General features: G+C 56.6%; 18 protein-coding genes. 1 reads left to right on the plus strand and 17 read right to left on the minus strand.

The features are described 5' to 3' along the window. Nucleotides 1–3: 3 nt before the first annotated feature. From AC1PPK_RS19925 to AC1PPK_RS19990, 14 genes are all read right to left on the minus strand, one after another. Nucleotides 4–1,098 carry a glycosyltransferase family 4 protein gene (locus AC1PPK_RS19925; protein WP_481114751.1) on the minus strand — a complete coding sequence of 365 codons (1,095 nt, stop codon included), beginning with the start codon at nucleotides 1,096–1,098 and terminating at the stop codon, nucleotides 4–6. A gap of 83 nt (nucleotides 1,099–1,181) precedes the next feature. Beyond that, nucleotides 1,182–2,387: a TIGR03087 family PEP-CTERM/XrtA system glycosyltransferase gene (locus AC1PPK_RS19930; RefSeq protein ID WP_481114752.1), complete on the minus strand. Its 1,206-nt coding sequence runs from the start codon at nucleotides 2,385–2,387 to the stop codon at nucleotides 1,182–1,184. A 39-nt stretch (nucleotides 2,388–2,426) separates the two neighbouring features. Further along, nucleotides 2,427–3,635, minus strand: coding sequence for a TIGR04063 family PEP-CTERM/XrtA system glycosyltransferase (locus AC1PPK_RS19935; RefSeq protein WP_481114753.1), 1,209 nt, complete (start codon nucleotides 3,633–3,635; stop codon nucleotides 2,427–2,429). Next, nucleotides 3,632–5,563: an XrtA/PEP-CTERM system amidotransferase gene (locus AC1PPK_RS19940; protein WP_481114754.1), complete on the minus strand. Its 1,932-nt coding sequence runs from the start codon at nucleotides 5,561–5,563 to the stop codon at nucleotides 3,632–3,634. The genes AC1PPK_RS19935 and AC1PPK_RS19940 overlap by 4 nt, the downstream gene beginning before the upstream one ends. 155 nt (nucleotides 5,564–5,718) lie before the next feature. Continuing rightward, complete coding sequence (gene xrtA / locus AC1PPK_RS19945; RefSeq protein ID WP_481114755.1) at nucleotides 5,719–7,239, minus strand: exosortase A; 1,521 nt, start codon at nucleotides 7,237–7,239, stop codon at nucleotides 5,719–5,721. A gap of 54 nt (nucleotides 7,240–7,293) precedes the next feature. Next, nucleotides 7,294–8,328, minus strand: coding sequence for a FemAB family XrtA/PEP-CTERM system-associated protein (locus AC1PPK_RS19950; RefSeq protein WP_481114756.1), 1,035 nt, complete (start codon nucleotides 8,326–8,328; stop codon nucleotides 7,294–7,296). A gap of 9 nt (nucleotides 8,329–8,337) precedes the next feature. Then, entirely contained in the window at nucleotides 8,338–9,201 is an 864-nt protein-coding gene (locus AC1PPK_RS19955) for an XrtA system polysaccharide deacetylase (protein WP_481114757.1), read from the minus strand. After that, nucleotides 9,198–10,277, minus strand: coding sequence for an XrtA/PEP-CTERM system-associated ATPase (locus AC1PPK_RS19960; RefSeq protein WP_481114758.1), 1,080 nt, complete (start codon nucleotides 10,275–10,277; stop codon nucleotides 9,198–9,200). The genes AC1PPK_RS19955 and AC1PPK_RS19960 overlap by 4 nt, the downstream gene beginning before the upstream one ends. Nucleotides 10,278–10,285: 8 nt before the next feature. Next, on the minus strand, nucleotides 10,286–11,881 hold the full coding sequence (locus AC1PPK_RS19965; RefSeq protein WP_481114759.1) for a TIGR03016 family PEP-CTERM system-associated outer membrane protein: 1,596 nt from the start codon (nucleotides 11,879–11,881) through the stop codon (nucleotides 10,286–10,288). Then, nucleotides 11,878–12,849, minus strand: a complete 972-nt coding sequence (locus tag AC1PPK_RS19970; protein ID WP_481114760.1) for an XrtA-associated tyrosine autokinase — start codon at nucleotides 12,847–12,849, stop codon at nucleotides 11,878–11,880. The genes AC1PPK_RS19965 and AC1PPK_RS19970 overlap by 4 nt, the downstream gene beginning before the upstream one ends. Before the next feature lie 8 nt (nucleotides 12,850–12,857). Continuing rightward, complete coding sequence (locus tag AC1PPK_RS19975; RefSeq protein ID WP_481114761.1) at nucleotides 12,858–14,426, minus strand: XrtA system polysaccharide chain length determinant; 1,569 nt, start codon at nucleotides 14,424–14,426, stop codon at nucleotides 12,858–12,860. Nucleotides 14,427–14,480: 54 nt separating this feature from the next. Next, nucleotides 14,481–15,086 (minus strand): XrtA/PEP-CTERM system exopolysaccharide export protein, encoded by a 606-nt coding sequence (locus tag AC1PPK_RS19980; RefSeq protein WP_481114762.1) that lies wholly within the window; start codon nucleotides 15,084–15,086, stop codon nucleotides 14,481–14,483. Nucleotides 15,087–15,270: 184 nt separating this feature from the next. Then, complete coding sequence (locus AC1PPK_RS19985; RefSeq protein WP_481114763.1) at nucleotides 15,271–16,563, minus strand: DUF1302 family protein; 1,293 nt, start codon at nucleotides 16,561–16,563, stop codon at nucleotides 15,271–15,273. A 32-nt stretch (nucleotides 16,564–16,595) separates the two neighbouring features. Next, nucleotides 16,596–17,342 (minus strand): ABC transporter ATP-binding protein, encoded by a 747-nt coding sequence (locus tag AC1PPK_RS19990; protein WP_481114764.1) that lies wholly within the window; start codon nucleotides 17,340–17,342, stop codon nucleotides 16,596–16,598. A 42-nt stretch (nucleotides 17,343–17,384) separates the two neighbouring features. Between AC1PPK_RS19990 and AC1PPK_RS19995 the strand changes: the two genes are divergently transcribed. Then, nucleotides 17,385–18,170, plus strand: a complete 786-nt coding sequence (locus AC1PPK_RS19995; protein ID WP_481114765.1) for an outer membrane lipoprotein-sorting protein — start codon at nucleotides 17,385–17,387, stop codon at nucleotides 18,168–18,170. 2 nt (nucleotides 18,171–18,172) lie between these two features. Here AC1PPK_RS19995 and AC1PPK_RS20000 read toward each other — a convergent pair whose 3' ends face one another. From AC1PPK_RS20000 to rnr, 3 genes are read right to left on the minus strand one after another with little or no spacing between them, the layout of a single operon-like run. Further along, nucleotides 18,173–18,850, minus strand: coding sequence for a HugZ family pyridoxamine 5'-phosphate oxidase (locus tag AC1PPK_RS20000; RefSeq protein ID WP_481114766.1), 678 nt, complete (start codon nucleotides 18,848–18,850; stop codon nucleotides 18,173–18,175). Nucleotides 18,851–18,852: 2 nt separating this feature from the next. Beyond that, a complete protein-coding gene (gene rlmB / locus AC1PPK_RS20005; RefSeq protein WP_481114767.1) occupies nucleotides 18,853–19,602 on the minus strand; it encodes a 23S rRNA (guanosine(2251)-2'-O)-methyltransferase RlmB in 750 nt (249 codons plus the stop codon). Next, a complete protein-coding gene (gene rnr, locus AC1PPK_RS20010) occupies nucleotides 19,595–21,961 on the minus strand; it encodes a ribonuclease R (protein WP_481114768.1) in 2,367 nt (788 codons plus the stop codon). The genes rlmB and rnr overlap by 8 nt, the downstream gene beginning before the upstream one ends. Nucleotides 21,962–21,976 lie beyond the last annotated feature (15 nt).

The raw sequence follows: 21,976 nt of genomic DNA on the forward strand, positions 1-21,976 counted from the left end.
CCATCATTCCTTGGCAAGCATGGCTTCGTGGTAGGCCGCAAGCCACTTTTCACGGATCACAGGCCATGCGTACTGTTCGACTTCTTCACGAGCAGCAGCGGCCAGCCGCTGTGCCTTCTCTCCATCAAGCAAGAGCTCCAGCATTGCTTCGGCCATACGCTCAGGTGAACGAGCGGGAATCAGCAACGCTGTGCGCCCATGTTCGGCAATAAAAGGCACCCCACCAACATCCGTCGACACCACAGGGACGCCACTTGCGAAAGCCTCCAGAATGGATATCGGCATATTGTCGACCGTACTGGGATTCAACATCAAATCCGCAGAAGCATATAGGATTGGGATTTTCTCATTGTCAATACGACCAGCAAAAGTCACAGCAGCCGAGATTCCTAAATCACGAGCCATGCCCTCTAGGCGCCTCCTCTCCGGACCACTCCCAGCAATGGTCAAAGTCGCCCCAGGAATGCGCTCCAATACTTGAGCAAACGCCATCAAAACTGTTGGAATGTCATAGATCGGCTCGAGATTACGCGTCACTACAATGTGAGGACTCTGAAGCCCGAGAGCACGCCGCACCGCAAAGCGCTGCAGATTGATGATGTTGGGCACAATGCGGGACTCGAAGCCGAAGCGCCGGAAACATCCTTCGAGAAAAGCTGAAGGCACCACCAGCGCACTGGCACTACGCAACGTACGATGAACAAAGCGTGGTGCCGCAGCAAAGAACGACTCAGCCTCTCCCCCTCGATAATTAACGACTACGGAGGCCCCTCGTAAGTTCGCAATCCAGATAGCCGGCGCCGCGAACAGATGCCAGGACCATCCCGAATTGGCCAGCACATGCATTACGTCACTACGTCCCGCAGCCCGCCACAAGGCAAATAAATACGGCAGCAAACGCGCTCCAGCCCTTAACACAGGAATTCGCCCAATCCAGGCTGGCCTATAAGGCGCATTAGTACGCACCAATTCCACTTGGGCCCCCTCCCCTTCCATCAGCCCAAGCAACTGCTTGCACTGATTCGCCATGCCACCGGAAGGCGGCGGAAGCGGACCCACTATGGTCAGACGCAGCCCCGAATATCGATCACCATCCATGACTGTAATTCACACTCAGCATCTTCAAAGGGGGAGTAGCAACGACATCCCATAGAAATACGGCCCAACCAGCCGCAACGGGTCTAGCGCTGACACTGATTAAAACGCGTGACACATCGCTCAATGACATCATCAAGACGCTCCATCGCACGTGACCAGGTGTGTCGAGCAAGCACTCTGTCACGGCCCGCGTGGCTCAAGCGTTGGCGCTCGCCCGGACTTGAGAGAATCTGAAGGATCGCCGAGACATACTCTGAAGGCGTATCGGCCACCAAGAAATGGACATCCTTTTCCGCATCCACCCCCCCGGCGGCGATGGAGCTGGTCACCACCGGCACCCCCATGGCCATGGCCTCCAAGATCTTGTTCTGCGTACCACGAGCTATATTGAGCGGAGCAACGGTCAGCGCTGAGCGCCACACAAACGGCCGTACATCAGGCACAGACCCCGTCACCGTGACCCCAGGCAAGTCCCCAAGCTTGCGCACCCCTGCCGAGGGCTCGGCCCCGACGATGAATAGCTGAAGCTTGGAACGCTTTGCCTGCAGCAGAGGAAGGGTGTTCTGGCAGAAAGTGCGCATACACTCTTCGTTCGGGTAGTAATCCATCCGCCCAATGAAACTGATGATGTTCTCATCGTACTCGTCCTTGGACGGAAAAAAGAAATCGGTATCCACACCATTTGGAAACCAGTCCGACAGCACTCCAGTATTGAAGCTGTCAAGGGTTCGCTGCTCAGCAACGGTTGCGACCGTCCCGAGGTCGAACTTGCGGGCGATTCGCTTCTCTGCGTTGAGAATCTTGCGACCCTCTAACCAGTACCCGGCGGACACCGGAAAGGGTCTGTAACGCACATACTCCAACCACTTCTGGGAATCCATGTCGCAGTAGTCGAGCAATTTAGGAATGTGGCTCACGTTCTCTACATAGCGTGCGACAGACGAGCAATGAACAATGATCAGATCCCACGACTTCTCTTCAAGAAGCCTATCAATACGACGCTGCAAATCGGACGAATAGAAATAGGCTTCCGAGGCGGAGCCTGGCGTGAATAGACTGCTCACCATGCGCAATACCTGCACGGGGCTTTTCACGACGACCATGTCGAATCCGTCGCAGAAGGGAGCGATCCCCTTCCCCTCCTTCACCTCGTCCTCGGAACGAGCCAAGGAACAGACTGTCACGCTATGCCCCTGTTCCGACAAATGGCGGATCATGTGGAAGGCCCGGACTTTTGCCCCGCCAACAGGGGGATACGGGAAACGATGGCAAATGAAGAGGATATTCATGCGTGGTAGTACTTGACGGCGACGAGTCTATTCAGACCCTCAGTGCGACAGGGAACGTCCGTGAGCTGCTAACGCACGGTCGTAGACATCCACATAGCGCTCAACACTTCCCTTCCAAGTTCGCTCGACCTCGACAAAATAACGAGCCTGGGTACGAATCCTCGGCCACACGTCGCGCTTGCACAATATTTCTTCGATCGATGCTGCCAGAGCCTGTTCATCGCCTGCCTTGAACAGGAAACCGGTCTCACCATGACGCACCAGTTCCTTGTGCCCACCTACGTCAGATGCCACAAACATTCGCCCCTGAGCCATCGCCTCAAGGGGCTTCAGCGGCGTCACCAACTCCGTCAAGCGAATGGGAATGCGCGGATAGGCAAGCACGTCGATCAGATCGTAGTAGTTCTGGACGTCCGCATGAGGCACACGCCCCGTGAATACAACCCTATCAGCGATACCAAGAGCCGCCACCTGGGCTTTCAGGTTGGCGTCCTGAGGCCCTCCGCCCACTAGCAACACACGTAAATTGGGTCGTTGTGCAAGCAATCTGGCCGCAGCGGACACCAGCAAGTCCAGGCCCTCATAACCATAAAAGGAGCCGACAAACCCTACAACGATCATGCCTTCCAGCCCCAACTGCTGACGCAGCGCAAGATCCGCATCACCACGCAACTGGAAGGAATCAACGTCAACGGCATTGGGAATCACGGTAATCTTATCCGGAGCGATACCCCGCGCCGAGATATCCTTGCGTAGCCCTTCACAAATGGTGGTCACTTGGTCAGCTCGCCGCAATGCGTAGGTTTCCAACGCACGGGTCAGCCGATAACGCAGGCTACCCTCGGACGTCGTGCCATGATCTACCGCAGCATCCTCCCAGAAAGCACGCACTTCGTAGACCACAGGAATCCCATGCTTCTTCCCCACTCGCAGGGCTGGCAGCGCATTCAACACTGGAGAATGGGCATGCAGGATGTCCGGGCGGATTTCACGCACCAACTCGTCGAGACGCCGGGCGGTCAGACGCATCTGGCTGAGCAGCCCCTCGTTCCCTTGGTTCGGTGTACGGTGGAATACCCAACCTCCTGCCACTTCCGATCCACCTTCGCTGAGCCCCTGCTTGGGCGTAGTCAGATGAAAGGTCTCCCAGCCGCGCAGACCTTGTTGCTTGAGGATGGAAGCAGTGCGAAAAGTGTAGCCACTGTGCAGCGGCAAGGAATGGTCCAGGATATGAAGAATACGGGTCATGCCGCCGCCCCTTCTTTACCGACCAAAGGCGTGGCGCTCCTCATGCTGTTGCGAACAAAAGCTTCGAACATCAAGATGGTCCAGATCGTCGAACTGTAATCACGAGCACCTGATTGGTGGGCGTCAACCACGTGGCGGAGATATTTGTCGTTGAAGAGGCCCGTATTTCGCAGCACATCGCCGAACAGGGCGCTCTCCACCCTTTCCTTGAGCGGACCACGGAACCACCGAGCCAATGGCACGGCAAAACCCATCTTCGGACGGTAGAGCACGTCATTTGGCAACATCGGCTCCATGGCCTTCTTGAACAGGAACTTCCCTTCCTGCCCCTTGATCTTCAGATGGGTAGGCAGACTGGCGAGCCACTCCACGAGCGGGTGATCCATCAACGGCTCCCGCACCTCAAGCGAATGAGCCATGCTGGCCCGGTCGACCTTGGTGTTGATGTCGCCAACCAGATATGTCTTGATATCCAGATACTGCACCAGGGCCAGCGCATCGTCGGTACCGGCGTTGGCCGCATGTCGCCGGAACACTTCGACGGCGTTATAGCCGGCAAGTTGGTTGCGGAAAGTCTGAGAGAAAAGCTGACGACGCATGTCATCACGCAGAATGGAGACCGAATGGAAATACGCCTGAACTGAATCCCGCGCCAATGCCTGAAAAGTGGTCTTCGCACGAAACACCCGAGGAGCCCAGTCAGCCTTGGGGTACAGACGGCCCAGTAGGCCAAAAACCGGCTTGCGCACCGAATGGGGCAGACCACCTCGCATTTTCTCTTCCATCATGTGGAAGCGATAACGCCGGTACCCCCCCATGTTCTCGTCCCCCCCATCTCCGGAAAGGGCAACCGTCACGTGTTTGCGTGCCAGTTGGCAGACCCGGTAGGTTGGAATCGCCGAACTGTCGGCATAGGGCTCGTCATAGAGGGCGGCCAGCGTATCGATCAGATCGAAATCATCTGACTTCACGGTTTCCAGACGATGGTTGGTGTGGTAGCGGTCAGCCACCATCTGTGCAAACGCCGACTCGTTAAAGGCCGGATCGTCGAATCCGATCGAACAGGTATTCACAGGTTCGCTGGAAATCCCGGCCATCGTCGCAACAACGGCACTGGAGTCGACACCACCGGAAAGAAATGCACCCAACGGCACTTCGGAAATCATGCGCAAGCGCACTGACTCCCGGAGACGATCAGTCAGTTCGGCGGCAGCATCCGGGAGACTCAGGTGATTGTCGAGCGTAAAGCGTACATCCCAGTATGGCTTAGCTTCAGGAATCGTTTGCCCATGGCGAACAGTCAGGGAGAAGCCCGGGTCGAGCTTGCGCGCGCCCTTGAAGATAGTTCTCGGCTCCGCCACATAACCAAGCGCAAAGTACTCTTCTACGGCTAGCGGATCCATGGTTCTGTCAAGCCCTGGATGCTGCATCAGAACCTTCAACTCAGAACCGAACAACAGCGTGCCATCGGTCAGCACTGCGTAATACATAGGCTTGACGCCCATCCGATCCCGGGCCATGAAGAAGGTCTGACGGTTTCGATCCCAGAGTGCAAATGCAAACATGCCGCGGAATCTCTTGACGCATTCCTCACCCCAAGCCTCCCAGGCATGGACGATGACCTCCGTATCGCTACGAGTATGGAAGCGATGCCCCAACGCCGTCAGTTCGGGAATCAACTCCTGGAAATTGTAGATCTCCCCATTAAAGACTACGACAACCGAACCGTCTTCATTGAACAGCGGCTGCTGACCGGTCGAGATGTCAATGATGGACAGACGTCGATGAGCAAAAGCAATACCCGGCTCGAAGTGATACCCCCCCTCGTCAGGCCCCCGGTGCTGCTGAATGTCGTTCATGCGCTGAATGAGATCTCGCGCAAACGTCTGCTTGCCTCTCGTATCGAAGAGCCCGGCTATACCGCACATAGTTCTCTTACCTGTTGTCCATCAAGCCGGTACAAGACCGCATCTCAATGCCTATTGAATGGTTCCGCCGGGGCGGCATTCTACCCTCAGTCACAATGATATTTGAAAATGCGGAGAGCATTCTCGACTCAAATTGCCAAAACAATGCCCATGCTTCATTTCGGCGCATCAAGTGCGACCAAGGCATCGATCAGACTCCTGCCATTGTCACGTCGAAACGCTTCCAACTGCTCGTCCGCCCCTCTTCCATCAGAAGCACTTGCCCAGACGGCTACATAAGCTGACGTATCAGGCCGCCCTTCCAGCTTTATCAGTGCAAGCAAAGCCTTAGCTACGTAGTCATTCGTCACCAAACGACCATCGATCCAATATCCCGACAACACCGTGATTGATCTACCCCGCCCGGCCAACACCGAGTGCAACCAGGAACCACTCCCCCAATCCGGCCCTCGCATCTCAGCCACCCGGCTCCAGTTCTCGTCCGAGGGCTGCAGCAACTGGTTCGAGGTATTCACCAGTTCCCTGCCATTTCCCTGCTGTGCATAGACAGCGACATAGACGGAGACCCGGTTCTGGCCATCCGTAAAATGCCGCAACACTTGCCGTTGAAATCCCTGAAATGACGGCTTGAAATCAACCGACGGACCTGCCGCAACTTCCTCCCATCCACCCGTCAAACGCAGGACGTGAGTATCAGGCAACGACTGAAGCGGTGTAGCACCGGGATGCTCCAGCACGTCGAGGAGCAGCGGCCAGACGGCTACCGCAACGGCGAGCGGAGCTACACGTAGCGCCAACGCAGAGCCCCCCAACTTCTCCGTACTGAGGGACTGAGAGTCCGCCGGCACTGCGACTCCAGGCGCAAGATCCTCGCGCCAGCGCCCTCCAATCCAGAACATCAACATGATCACAATGCCGAAGAACAACCATCCATAAAGGATATGATCAACCCCAGTGGCTATAGCGTTGTCACTCAAGTAGCCAAGCATCACTATCATGTACGCGCGCAGCCAATTGGCCACGATGGGTACGACAACCGCGCAGGCGACAAAAAGCAGCCGTCTCTGCAAGCTTCGATAACTGAGGTACGCATAAAGCGTCCCCACCATGAGGGACGCTATCAGGTAGCGCACGCCACTACAGGCTTCAACTACTGACCAGCGTCCATTAGGCACCACGAAATGCAGCCCCTCCTGATAGACGGGAACGCCAGACATCCGCACCGCTGCGACCGTAAATAGCGCGGTGTACTTCATCATGGTCGGAAGCAGGAACTCCCCGATCGGCACACCAAAGAAAAGAAACAGGATCGGGAAAGCCAGTACCCGCGCCAGATCCAGGCCAAGAACCCCAATCAGACTGAAAATGAGCAGCAAGGCCAACGCAACATGAGTCACGGAGGCGACACTGGAGAGTTCCCCCAAAAGCCACATCGTCCCTGCAACTACAATAAACAGCGACATGGCCCAGCACGGGCGCACGCTCTTCCCAACCAGTCGATCACCACTCCGCCAGACCAGCCAAGCAAATATTGGCAAGACAAGCAGTCCATGTGCAAAAGTCTCCGAGCGCCACCAGATATTGAGAATCTCTGCCGCTGTGTCGTGATACCACACGATGACCCACGCGAACACGGCGCCCAGTGCAATGAGAACCTGCCGAACCGAAGTGTTCATCAGGCTTCTCCCCAACGCACCCGCTGGACAGAAAACTTCATGAAATCCATATCCCTAACCCAGATTGCGGACCAAAACGGGCCCCAACCAATTAGCCACCCCAAGGGGAAGGCGCTTCCATAGCGCGATAAAGGCTCGATACTTGGGATTCATGGGATTATTCTGTGGAACAGAGTCCCGCTTGAAAAGGCGGTACTCGTAGGACAGTGGCACGGGCTCAAACCCCCAGTTTTTCTTGAAGTGATAGGGCCCCGTTCCAACCTTGCTACGCCCATAGTCAAAAATACGGCATCCGCGCAAAGCAGCGTGACGCATCAACTCCCAATACTTGAAATCATTAGCGGCCAGATCGCGCGCAGCAACATCGTCTCCGGCGTAGTAAGGCAGAATCTCGTCACGAAAATAGAAGGTAAGCACGGAAGAGAGCGGTTTTCCATCATCGGTGGTCACTGTCATGATGTCGCAATCCTTACCGAAAACCTGTAGCAAGGCCTCAAAGAACTTCTTGGGCAACGCCGGAGTACCGTGCCTCAGCACATTATCGGAATACAGGGCAAAAAAACGATCTGCAGAATCGTCAACAGCGCTACGCAGCCCGTTCTTGATTCCCTTGCGCACCATGGCTCTCTGCTTGCGCGGAATGGCCTGCATGTTCGCCTCATCGTCTGCCTGAATTTCCTTGCGGAAAGTCACATACAAATCCTGCCTGGGCCACTCAGAATGACGTTCATGGAGATTCCTATACTCCAGATGCTGGACGCCAACCTTTTGCGCCAGTTCCTCGGCAGCAGCCTCCAGGGCGTACACTGCCTCCGCGTCATTGCCCGCCACCCCCCCATAGACAGCGAAAGGCAACGATGTGAGTGCATGACCAAATAAAGCGCTCTTTACTTCGACCAAAGGAAGGACGGCAACAATTTCTCTACCGCGCTCTGCCAACCAATAGTGTGTTCGATGCCGGAAAATCCTCTGCATCAGATCCCGCCATTCGATTCTATGGAAGAAAGTCGCATCGGGACTGGCAAACACAAATTCGTTCCAGCGCGCTGCATCGCTATCCACAAAGGGACGGACAATCACATCAGACATTGCAGAACCTTAAACAGTAGGCTTGGCCAGCGGGAGAAACACTTCATCCATCCGCCCCCAAGCAAAATCCCGCAAGAGACGCTGCAGACGTGCTTCAGTACGCGAGAGGTTAACGTAATGCCGGAAACGGGTCTTGGCACTCGCCTGCGACACGACTGGCTGCCCAGGGTCAATCTCCCATGGATGGAAATAAAAGATTGCCGGTTTGCCGTCAGTTTCATTCACTTTCCGAATTCCCCAGGAGGAAACGGAATAAGGCAGAAGCCGAAAATAGCCCCCACCACCTACCGGCCAGTTACGCCCAAAACCACGCACAGTACTGATCGGGATCTCGATGAGCCCTCTGCCAACCACATAAGGGAAGCGAGGCGCATCTGGCACTCCGTAATGATCGTGCTTCACGGGATAGACGCTTGAACTATAACTATATCCCGCCTCTTCAATGCAGGCATGCGCCCATGGATTAGACTGACCGATGGAAAAACTCGGAGCGCGATAACCGCTTACCTGGCAATTCGCGATATCCTCCAACACCACCTTAGCTAACTTGATATCTGCTAGGAAGGCCTCGGGAGTCTGCGCACTGGCCCTCTCGTGGCCATATCCATGACTCGCCAGTTCATGGCCCTCCGCTGTAATCTGACGAATTAGCTTCGGGTAGCGTTCGGCGATCCAGCCCAATGTAAAGAAAGTCGCTCTAGCGCCTTCCTCCTGCAGGAGTTCCAGAATCCGCTGAACGTTCCGCTCCACTCGGCAGGGAGTATTGTCCCAAACATCCTTTGGAAAATGCGGAGCCAAGGCTGACACCTGAAAATAATCTTCAACATCGATGGTCAACGCGTTTCGAACAGAACGTTCGCTGAAACTCTTCATTGTGAGCCTGTATCACTTTCCGGCCCGGAAGCCTCCCGTGCAGTTCCGATCAACTGAGAAAGCGCATTCAATGTTACCGACAAGGTCCGCTCCAATAGCGCGATACGCTCCTCGATACGCGCGGCGTCATAACCCGGACCAATCTCTGCCAACGCCCGCGCGGCCTGAGGATTAGCCAGGATTGCCTGCAGATCCACACCGGCAGTCATAAATCCCGCCACCTGTCGTGAGAAATCAACCGAACCGGAGCCACTCTCGGGAACTACCTGTTCTTCACGCATCTCGGCCACTGTCTGCTCGACGATTTCACCTGAGATTCGCCGCTCCTCCCCAAGAAAAGCGGCCAGCATAATCCTGTCACACAGCGCATTGATACGACGTGGTATTCCCCCGCTATACTTGAAAATCCCTGCCATTGCCTCCGCATCGAAAGCAGGATTTCCCTTCCAACCGACACAAGTCAGCCGGTGTTCTACGTACGCCTGCGTCTCCTGCAAATCAAGGGGCCCCAGATGATAGGAGGCAATGACCCGCTGGCGAAGCTGGATCATTTCCGGACTCTGCATGATCTTTCGGAACTCAGGCTGTCCGACCAAGAAACTTTGCAACAATGCGTGGTCTTCCAACTGGAAATTGGAGAGCATGCGCAGTTCTTCCACCGCTCGCGGCGTGAGATTCTGCGCCTCATCCACAATCAACAGTGCACGCTTTCCCTTCGCTGTCGTGGAAACCAGAAAAGACTCGATCGCCAGCAGCAGTTCGCTCTTGGAGAGGTTTCTGCTCGGAATACCGAAAGAAGCGGCAACCAGCCGAAGGATGTCGTCCGCATCGATCTGAGTACTTACAAGGTTCGCCGCAATAATCTTGCCCGGATTCAGCTTTTCCAACAGGCTCCGCACCAAAAGGGTCTTACCCGCCCCAACTTCACCCGTTATGACTATAAAACCCTCATTTTGATGAAGCCCATATTCCAGATAGGCCATTGCCCGGCGGTGACCACGACTGCCGTAAAAGAAACTTGGATCGGGATTAAGTTGAAAGGGCTTTCCCTTGAGACCGAAATGGGCTTCGTACATATACAGAATCAGAACGTAATAAAGACGGAGCCAACAGCGGCATTCTCACTATAGTTACTGGCGCCCTCACCCCGAACATTCCGAAGAGTCAGAATACCATTTGCCCTTCTGCCCAATCTGGAAACGAGGTCCGTAGATACACGGCGCATACGCACAGTTGGATCAAGCCCCACATTAGTTGTGTCACGAGAACTATTGGTGACGGCCAGACTCGCATTAGCAGACATATCCGCCGTCAACTTGTGACTGAGCACGACTGACGCACTGTTCTCCCTGATACGACTTGCATTTTGAAAATCGCCGCCAACTGCGGAAAAAGACTGCTCGGAAAAGCTATTTCTTTCTGAATGAAAAGCAGAAAAAAACAAGGTATTACGTATCCCGAGAAGACTCATCTCAATACCCAAACGTCGATCCAGGAACAGTCCATTCGATAACACGGCCTGACTGATACCGATGTTTTGTGGCAGGCCCTGGGCCGTAATGAACTGACGAACAAACGCATCGCGCTCTACAACATTTGGATGGCTGCTTTGCATCAAGGACATCAGGAGATCATAAGTGCTAATGGCCGAAAACGCCGCCAGTGACTGGCTCGTCGAGTTGACATCCTTCGAATACACGAGCTTAGCTGTATACCTCGGACCGCGATGTTCGGCAGAAATCTGAAATCCGGGACCAAAAAAACGATCCTCCCAAAGCACCGACAACTTGGTTACTGGACTTGGCGTCCAGTCGGCTCCTGCACCGTATATGCTGGAACGTTTCGTATCAGCGGTGAGAATATTATTACCTTCAACACCCCCGATAAGCCTTAATTGAAGCTGCGGCGTCGTTTTCAATTGACCAGTGAAACGGACGATCTGCTGCTTCAAGTCCCGCGCCCCTGACGTGGACATGACACTATCCGACCCAGCCAGCGACCAGCCAATATTTCCAAACGCCGCTGGATCACCGACATTGAAAGAGAGCGCGTTGTTCCTGCTTGACTTGAACCCACCCCCCGAGCTCGTAGTCTCACCAAGCAAGTACCGAATTTCGGCACTTCCTGCATCTCCAAAGCGCTCCATAAAGGTTGGCGCCACCGAGAAATTACGAACCTCACCAATATTGCTGGTCCCTGTGACCGAATCGGCAGCTTGAGGGGCAAATACAGATAAGGTCTCCCGGGTGACAGATGCATTCAAATCAATGAAGCCATGCTGCCTCCATGCCTCTACACGACCGGCGCCGCGCATTGTCAGATAGCTTTGATTGCGACTCGGATCTTCGCCGTAAAAGGTTCCATTAAACGCCGCCTGCAAATTGCCCTGTATGGCACCGGTTCCGGAACTGACGCTCACCGTCGGACTGACTTGCGTGATGAAATCCGAACGGGCCTCCGATCTCTTGGACAACATGACGTTGTCAGTGAAAGTCTCGGTCAATGCAACGGAGGGGACAACACTCAACGGGGAGCGCGACATATCTGAATCGGCGCCTCTTGCGCCAATGGCCACGGGAAGCTGTTGCGCATGCGCCAGCCCACCGACGGAACCAGCCAGAACTGTCAGACAACACGGAAAGATTGACAACTTGCGCATCGATTGACGACGAAATCTCACGTCTTATCCTTCGACCCATGTCCATAACCATAACCATAGCCATAGCCGTAGCCGTAGCCGTAGCCATAGGAATCACTCCCGGCATGCTGTGTTTTATTCAACAACATCAAACGTACCGGGCAAGCATCGATCGTCGCCAATGCCTGCGTAACTGCAGCTCGAGTTGTCTTGTGTGCTTCAACCACCATGACGATCTGCCCCATATGGGTGGCAAGTACCCGGGACTCCGTAGTCACCAACAGCGGCGGAGAATCAAAAACAATAATTCGATCTGAGTAACGCTCCGCCAGCTCCGCCAAAAGGCTAATCATCGCATCGCTAGCCAGAAACTCGGTTGCCCGAGGATGAGGCGTCCCTGCAGGCAGGAGGCTCAATTTTTCAATATTGGTCCTGAGCAAAACGTCACCAAGTTTGACATCACTCGACGTCATTACGTCCATCAACCCCTTTCGAGGCGGCAAACCGAGTACGTTCAGAACTGACGGCCTTGACACATCCGCGTCGATCAGCAACACGGTATGATCGAGCTCCATCGCCATGCTGATCGCAAGATTGATCGAACTGAAGCTCTTGCCCTCGCCCGGCAGCGAGCTGGTCACCATGATCAAATTCGCATTCTTGACTTCTGCAGCCCCTTTGCCCTGCACGTTTCGCAACAGAGGACGTTTGATGATCCGGAATTCGTCGCCAATCAACGAGCGCGGCGCATTCGGAGTCACGATTCCGAGCGAAGTCAATCGGTCGAGATCGATTTCTACATAACGGTCACTCGCACTGTTAGTGCTGGTTGCCGGAGCGGAATCTGCTGACTGGGGCGTTGTATTCGGCATCTCCTCCGACGGAGCAGCCAGTACAGCCGGAGCCGGCTCTGCTCCCGCCTCATTCAGGATCTCGGTTTGAGGTACATCGCTCGCACCGGCTTTTTGCAGCTGCTCAAGCCGTTCAACAGCCTTCTCGATAATGCTCATGTTTTACCTCAACCCATCCTGGTCAATATCAGGGAGACGGTCATCGCACCAAACAGGCAGACAAGTCCCCCTACTGCACACAGGAATGCGATCTTTCCACGGCGCTGCTTGCGCAAGAATTCAGAATCGGCCAGCCTGCTCACCGATCCAAGCACTGCTAATCCAGTTACCTCCCGCAGAGCGGAACTGTCAGCAAAAGTCGGGCGAATCTGACTCATCAGGAAAGTCACTACGGCCCCCAGCAATAAAGCAGCTCCACCGCCGGCTGGCATCAACAGCAAGCGATTGGGCGCCGTTGGTTTGCTCGGAACAGTAGGTGGATCAATCAGACGAAAATCAGCCACGCCAGACGTTGCCCCCATTTCCACCGCCATCGCAGCCGACTCACGCCGGGCAACCAAAGCATCGTAATTGCGCTTATTGATGTCGTAGTCCCGGTTGAGCTGAGTGAATTCAGCCTCAAGTTGCGGCAACATCCGGGAGGATGCCGTCAACGCCTGAACCCGGCTCTCATATTCCGCCACCCGAGCCTTGAGCGAAGCAACATTGGCTTCTGCCTCTGCCAGCGACATCTTCAGTTGCTGGTACACAGGATTCGCATTTACGGAAGGCACGTGTGCCCCGCCGCTTGTCGCCGCCGCTTTACGACGCGCCTGAACCTCGCTGGCCTTTTGGGCCTCCAGGCTTTCAATCATCTTACGGGCGCCAATAACGTCAGGATGCTGCTCCGTATAGCGCTGAAGCAGGGAGTCCAGATTTTTCTTCAATACTTCGATACGCCCGTCCAACTCCGGAACGGATATGGAGGATAAGGTTGAGCTGGATGGATTTTCCGGCAAAAAGACGGGCTCTTCACCGGTAATCTGGCGCTTCAGGGCATCTCTTGAATTCTCTGCTTCACGCAACGCCAGCCGCGCCTGATTGAGCTGCTCGTTAACTTCACTCATTCTCCCGAAATAGTCACGCCCACCACCGCCTACGCTGTTCAGATTTCGTAGCTTATATTCCTTCAGACGGTTTTCCGCCTCTTCGAGCTTCTGCTCATAGCTCTTGATTTGCTCTTCAATAAATTTCCGAGCTGTGTCGGAATCCCTCCGCTTATCACCCAGACCAGATTCAACAAACATGGAAACGAGCGATTGCACCACACGCTTGGCACGCTCCGCATCGGTATCGGTGTAAGCCAGCGTATATAGGTTATCCTGGCCCGCGATGCGGATCTCCAAGGACTTCGTAACCTTTGCTATCAGATTCTCACGCTCCTCCTTGCTCTTCACAGCCAGATCAAGGTCGGCCATGCGGATTAATTTCTCCACATTGGGACGACTGATCAGCGTCCGGCTTAGGATAACGATTTGCTGGTCGATGTTAGGCTGCACTGCCAAACCGGACATCAGCGGCTTGAGGATGGATTGCGTATCAACGTATACGCGGGCCGATGACTCGTAGCGATCAGGCAGCATGTAGACCGTTGCAGCCGCAATGGGGCCAACGATCCAAGCCACGGCCAACCCCCACCAGCGGTATAGCCACATACTGCGCAGGACGCTCGACAACTGTCGGAGAATGTCTTCCATTAGGAATTTCCGAAAACTGCCCCGGTATATCCCAGGGCGACATCAAGAGAAGAATCAGAACCAGCTTTGAGGAATGATCAACACGTCGCCCGGCTTCATTTCCACATTGGCTGATACATCGCCACGCTTGATGAGATCTTTCAGACGAACCGTGTACTGTTTGTTACCCTCAGTGGTTCGCAGCAATGTCGCATGATTGCCGTCCGCAAAGTCGGTGATACCGCCGACCGCTATCATCACATCCAGCAAGGACATTTGCTGGCGGTATGGCAGAGTCTGAGGTTTGGTGGCTTCGCCTAGTACGCGGATCTGCTCGGAGTATGGGCCGACAAAATTCCCCACGATCACAGTGACAACAGGATCACGGATGTACTTCGCCAACGCCTTCTCGATCTCTCGGGCCAACGCCGTCGAATCCCGACCGGAAGCGGGTAGATCTTCAACCAGCGGAGTGGTGATCTTGCCATCGGGGCGAACGGGAACCGACATCGACAACTCGGGGTTACGCCACACGACGATGTTCAACGAATCACCAGGGCCAATCAGGTAATTGTAGTCACTCGTTGCTGCCGTCGCCGGTGCAGGCGGGTAGGTTGTGGCACACCCCACCAAACCCGCGGCGACACAAGTCAGCACAGTCATCGTGAAAACACGTTTCATAAGGTCCATCCCCTTAGTTCGGCCAACCCACAGCCGTCGAATGATAACAATCGGATATTACGGCAGCCTGCTGAGCGCCCCCGGAGAAAAACATCACGCCAACGGGAAAAGGCCCAGGAGTCAAGGCGCCAACCATCCCAAAGACATTAATTCAAGCAAACGTCCTACGAAACGACCGAGCATTTCAAAAATACCAGCGCGCTTCGGTGTAAACCCGATCCTGATGATCATATCGGCCAAACACTCCCTGCGGTTTGCCACCGAAAACATCAGCGCCAAACGTAAGCCTCCAACTCTTGGATGCCGACCAAGTCACCTTCGGACGGAACATGTAATCCGTGCGATTGAGCATGGAAACCAATAATGCCTCAGCCTCCCACGCCCTGTTGAGCTTGGTGTTGAGCAGCACGCTGACCCCATCCTCAGTACGTTCGAGCCCAGTGAACGGATCGTGATTGAGCATGCGACGGGCGAAATACTGGAGATTCACCCGCCCATCATTGAACGCTGGGATGTCAACGCCTACAACATAATCGACCGTATTTTGAGCCGTGAGACCAAACGGAGCCGCCGGATTGTAGCTATTGAATTTCCGCCCTCTAGTCTGGACGACTTCGCTCTTCAGCACAAAATCGCCAAAGTCCTTGGCCAGGGTTCCACCGGCCTGGCTGATACGCTCATGGCGGGGCTCGAACTCGTTCGCTCCAACCATGTAGAAGGTTTGTGCCACATCTTCACTACGATAGTAGAAGCCCGACAGATCCCAGCCGCCAACCAGACGGGACAGCCGCCCCCCCCAGTTGGTGTTGCCCATCGATGAATCCGGCTTTACCTCGCCACGAACATTCACCCCTTTCGGCAAGGGATAGAATTCGGCACCGGGCTTACCGATCTTGTCGTAACTGGGTACAGGAATCCAGATCAGCTCTGCATGCGTATCCCCAAAATAGTATTCAGCGCGGGCCGCCCACTGGGGAATCCGGAGTTGTTCGAAGTCCGGCAGGTAGAAGGTCCGTAAATCACGCGCAGAGACGACATCAGCGAAGAACAAACCGACCATTTCCCCCCACACAATTTGCTGACGGCCAATCCGGAAATCCACATCACCGGCGGAAAAGTCTACGAAGGTTTCCCGGAAATTGAACTCGTATTGCTGGTCCCGCCTGACCGCATCCGGATAGAAACCAGAGTCGATCCCGAAAACCGCATCCGCATCGGCCCGGCCGGAGATCTTCCATTTGAAAACATCTCCTCCCCCCTGTGCCGTCAGCTCGGCACGCCCCCGCGCCATCGACCAGTGCTCCGGCTTCGCATACGTTCGCGCCAGATCGAACTGTAGATGGCCACTCGTCTGAACCGGCTTGGAGTCCTCAAGCTCATCGACACCGAGATCCGGCTCCGCCGCAAGTGCATACCCTCCAGCAAACAGCCAAGCCAACGCCAGCCCGAAGCCGCCAAGTTTCAAAGTGAAGCGCATCACTTTCCCCTTGTTCTCTCGTCTCAAATGAATCAAATATCAGGGTCGTCACCAGGCGTGCGACGGTCCTGCACGAAGATCCACGCGCCGTCCCGCTTCAAGCCGAGCGCCGTGATTTTCCCGTCCTCCATGCGCACCAGACGGTCAGCTCGATTCATCACCCGCTTGTCGTGGGTCGAGAAGACAAATGTCGTGCCCGAATTCTGGTTGATGTCACGCATCAAATTGAGGATGCTTTCCCCGGTTCTACGGTCTAGGTTGGCGGTGGGCTCATCCGCCAGCACGACCCGCGAGTTCGTAACCAGTGCCCGCGCAATCGCCACACGCTGACGCTGCCCGCCAGACAACTGATTGGGCCGATGACGGGCATACTTGCTGAGACCCACCATCGAGAGGTAACGGGCAACCCGCTCCTGTCGTTCTTCCTTCGAGACCTCCGACATCTGCAACAAGGGGTACTCGACATTCTCCTCGGCGGAAAGAACTGGCAGCAGGTTAAAGGTCTGAAAAATAAAGCCGATGGTTCTGGCCCGGACTCCAGCAAGTTCGTCGGGAGTCTGGCCGGAGACATCCTTACCTTCGATTTCCACCGAACCTTTGCTTGGCGTATCGATACATCCCATGATATTCAGAAGCGTGGACTTCCCGCTGCCCGAAGGACCTGCAATCGCCATGAACACACCAGGCTCAACGGTCAGCGACACCCCCTCTAGAGCGGTAACCTCCTGCTCACCGAGTTGATATACCTTGCTTACGTTGTCAACACGAATAATTGGCATCGGTGCGCGAGTCTATGTTGTTTGCTTTTCAAGGATAACATTATGAGCCTTAAATTTTGCCTTCCTCGCGCGCTAGCGCGCTTTGCAAGCCTCGCGCTTGCGGCTTCAGCCCTTGTTGGCAGCGGAATATCCCATGCTGATGACACAGATCTCGCCCGCAGCGTCGTTGCCAAGGCGGATGAGGTACGCTTCCCCCGCGACGGCTTCCAGGTCGTAATCGACATCAACTCCAGCAGCCCTGGAGAACAGGCGGAAGAGCGGAAGTACCGGATCCTATCGAAAGGCAACGAAAACACCATCGTCCAGACCCTGGAGCCTGCCAGCGACAAGGGCCAGGCCATGCTGATGCGCGGGCGCGATCTCTGGGTCTTCATGCCGAACGTCTCTCAACCGGTGCGACTATCCCTGGCCCAACGCTTGACCGGCCAGGTTGCGAACGGGGACTTGGCTCGTGCCAACTTCGCGGGCGACTACGAGCCCAAGCTACTGAGGACCGACACCATTGACGGAGAGAAGATGTACGTGTTCGAACTCACCGCCGTCGACCGGGGCGTCACGTATGCAAAAGTCTTGTACTGGGTACGCCAAAACAACAACTGGCCCCATCGGGCGGAGTTCTACTCCCTATCCGACCGCCTGCTGAAGGTTTGTCGCTACGAAAAGTTCCAGTCCCTGGGCGGACGCGTGCGCCCCACCCAGCTGACCATGGAGGATGCGCTCAAGAAGGGGGATGTCTCGGTGCTGCGCTACACGCAGATGGCACCAAAGGATCTGCCTGACCGGGTGTTCACCAAACAATACATGGACAAGCTCAACCGAGTGGACTGAACTCAGGCCAGATTGTCGGACAGGCCCGATGGGTAATCCGACAATTCATCCAGCACTTGCTCCACAGCCGTTTCCAGCGCCTCCAAGGACAGCGGCTGTGACGCCAACGCCCATCGGCGGAAAACACCGCTCACACGGGCATCGACCCCCTCACAATCCACGCCGAGAAGCTTGACACCAACCGGCACGCGGCGAGCCAGCCGTGCCAGCAAGGTCTGCTCCTCAAGGCCAGAAAGGGCCAAGGGCAAGGCCTCCACATCACTCCACCCCATCCTGCCGAAACCCGCAATGAAGCGAACTTTGATCGGCTCCAGCCGGTAGAACCGGAAATCCCCAAGCGCGAGATAACCCGCAGACTCGGGGCTGTAGCGAAGAAAGCGGCTACGTTCTGCCTCATCCAACTCCAACATCTCCAGCCGCCCGAGCAGGGTCATGCGCGCCTGCTGAAGCGGCCCTCCCCCGCCATCCGCAACCAGCAGGCTGACTCGCGGATCGGATAGCACGTTGCGCGTATGCTCAGCCAAACCACTCAGCAGGAAGAGCGGACGACACTCCCCATCCAAAACATAGGGGAGCAAGGTCACATAGGGATAGCCCGGCTCGGCTACCGAGTGGGAACCGAGAGCCCCACTGCTGCACTGCCGCAGTAGACGCCGGGCCTCCTGATAGCCGATCTTCATGCTCAGGCCACGATACGCTGACGGCGCGCCTCGAACAAGCAGAGGCCGCTGGCGACGGACACGTTCAGGCTCTCGACGGTGCCGTACATCGGAATGCTCACCAGTTCGTCGCAGGTGTCCCGGGTCAGGCGCCGCAGGCCGTCCCCTTCTGCGCCGAGAACCCAGGCGATGGAACCCTTTTGGTCCACGGTGTGGATGGATTTCTCGGCCTCGCCGGCCGCCCCCAGCACCCAGACGCCAGCCTCCTGCATCTCTCTCAAGGCTCTCGCCAGATTGGTGACAGTGATGTAGGGCACCGTGTCGGCGGCGCCGCTGGCCACTTTCACGGCAGTGGCGTTGAGGCCGACGGCCTTGTCCTTCGGTGCTATGACCGCATGGGCCCCCGCGGCATCGGCAACCCGCAGGCAGGCGCCGAGATTGTGGGGGTCCTGGATTCCATCGAGCACCAGCAGCAGCGCCGGCTCGGTCAGGCCATCGAGCACATCGGGCAGCTTGAGCTCCTTGCGGCGGGAGTCGATACGGGCCACAACCCCTTGGTGTCGCCGGGTACCCACCATTTTGTCGAGGCGCTCGCCTTCCGACGGGATGACCCGCGTGCCAAGCTGCTGGGCATGGCGCAACAGATCCCGCGCGCGGGCGTCGCTGCGCTGCGCGTCGGTAAAGATTTCGAAAATACCCTCGGGGTCATGGCGGAGTTTGGCCAGCACCGCATGAAAACCGTAGATAAGGCGGGAATTGGACTGATCAGACACGAACTTTCGCTTTCTTCTTGGCGCCGCCGACTGCGCTCTTGCGCGGCTTGGCGGCCTTGGTCGTCTTGGCAGACTTGCTTGCCTTGGTCTTGCGGGGCTTTGGCGGAGCGGACTCCGCCTTGCGGCTCCCGGTTTTCTTCTTCGCAGCGACGGGCACAGGTGACTCCGCAGACGAGGGAGCGGCATCCTCGACGATCCGCCGACGCGGCGCGGCCGGCGCTTCCGCGGCTGCAGCCCGCTCCTTCTCCGTCTTGCCGCCCCTCTCGGTCGCCCGCTGCGGCCCCTGGATCAGACGGAAGTCGATCTTGCTCGCCTCCATATTGACCCGCACCAACTGCACACGCACCCGGTCCGACAGCCGATACCGTTCGCCGGTCCGCTCTCCAACCAGCGCATGCTGCGCATCGTCAAAATGGAAGTAGTCACTCCCCAGATCGGAGATATGCACGAGACCTTCGACAAAAACATCGTCGAGGGCAACGAAGAGGCCGAAAGGTACCACCGCCGATACGCTACCGTCGAACTCCTCGCCGATGCGGTCCTGCATGTAGTAGCACTTGAGCCAGTTTTCGACATCCCGGTCCGCTTCGTCCGCGCGCCTTTCGGTCATCGAACAATGCAGACCGATCTCGTCCCAGACGCCGCTCTCCTGGGCCGGCGTGTATTGCTCACCCGCCAGTACCGCCTTGATCGCCCGGTGAACAAGCAAGTCCGGATAGCGGCGGATCGGCGACGTGAAATGGGTGTAGGCTTCGTAGGCAAGCCCGAAGTGCCCCACATTATCCGGGCTGTACACGGCCTGACGCAGGGAGCGCAGCATCACCGTCTGCAGCAACTGCAGATCCGGACGATCCTGGATCTTTTCGAGCAGTTTGGCGTAATCCGACGCACGGGGCTCCTCGCCGCCACCCAGCTGCAGACCGAACTCACCCAGGAAATCCCGCAACTTCGCCAGCTTTTCCGGCGTCGGCCCTTCGTGCACCCGGTACAGGGCCGGATGCTCATGGGTGCTCAGGAATTCCGACGCACAAACGTTAGCGGCCAGCATGCACTCTTCAATCAGGCGGTGCGCATCGTTACGACTCTCCGGCACGATCTTCTCGATCTTGCCGTTGTCGTCGAAGATCATCCGGGTTTCCTGGGTCTCGAAGTCAATCGCACCTCGCTTGGCCCTCGCCTTCAACAGCACGCGGAACAGCTTGTCCAGGTTCTGCAGGTGGGGCAGCAGTTCGCCGACGCTGTCGATCGCCGCCGCATCCTGCTCGTACAGCGCTGCAGCAACCTGATTGTAGGTCAGACGTGCTTTTGAGAACATCACGGCCGGGTAAAAGCGATACTGCTTGATCGCCCCGGTCTGGGAGATCGCCATGTCGCACACCATACACAGGCGCTCCACCTGCGGATTGAGCGAACAGAGGCCATTGGACAACTTCTCCGGCAGCATCGGGATCACCCGCCGCGGGAAGTAGACGGAATTGCCACGCTCGTAGGCCTCGCCATCCAAGGCCGAACCCACCTTCACATAGTGGGACACGTCGGCAATCGCCACGACGAGGCGGAAACCACGCCCCTGCTTCTCGCAGTAGACGGCATCGTCGAAGTCCCGCGCCGTCTCCCCGTCGATGGTCACCAAGGGCAACGCCGTGAGGTCTTCCCTGCCCTTCCAGTCCATCTTGCGAACCTTGTCTGGCAGGCGTCGGGTCTGCTCCTTGGCCTCCTTGGAGAACTCGAAGGGCAGCTCGTGCTTGCGCAGTGCGATCTCGATCTCCATGCCCGGATCGGCGTAATTGCCGAGCACCTCGACCACCTGACCAATCGGCTGCGCATGACGGGTCGGCTGCTGGATCAGCTCGACGACGACGACCTGCCCTGCCGTCACCTTCTTCTTGCCACCTGGCGCCAGCAGCACTTCCTGTGCGATGCGCCGGTTCTCTGGCACCACCCGGACCACACCATGCTCGACCAGCACCCGGCCGACGATGCGCGTATTGGCACGCTCCAGCACCTCAACGATCTTCCCCTCAGGCCGCCCGCGCCGATCGACGCCAGCCAGACGGACCATCACCCGGTCGCCATGGAGAACTTCGCGCATCTCGTTAGGACTGAGGAAGACATCCGGCCCTTCCTCGTCGGTCACGACAAAACCGTAGCCATCCGGATGCCCCTGCACGGTGCCGCGAATCAGATCGGCCTTGGACGGCAGCAGATAGTCGCTACGCCGGTTGCGCATGACCTGACCATCCCGCTCCATCGCAAACATGCGGCGCTCGAAGAATTCGAGTTCAACCGGCAGGATGTCCAGCGCGGTGGCCAGATCCGGAAACGCCAGCGGCACACCATGTTCGGCGAGCGTCTGCATGATGAATTCCCGACT

This window comes from Zoogloea sp. JDB1, from assembly GCF_056724025.1.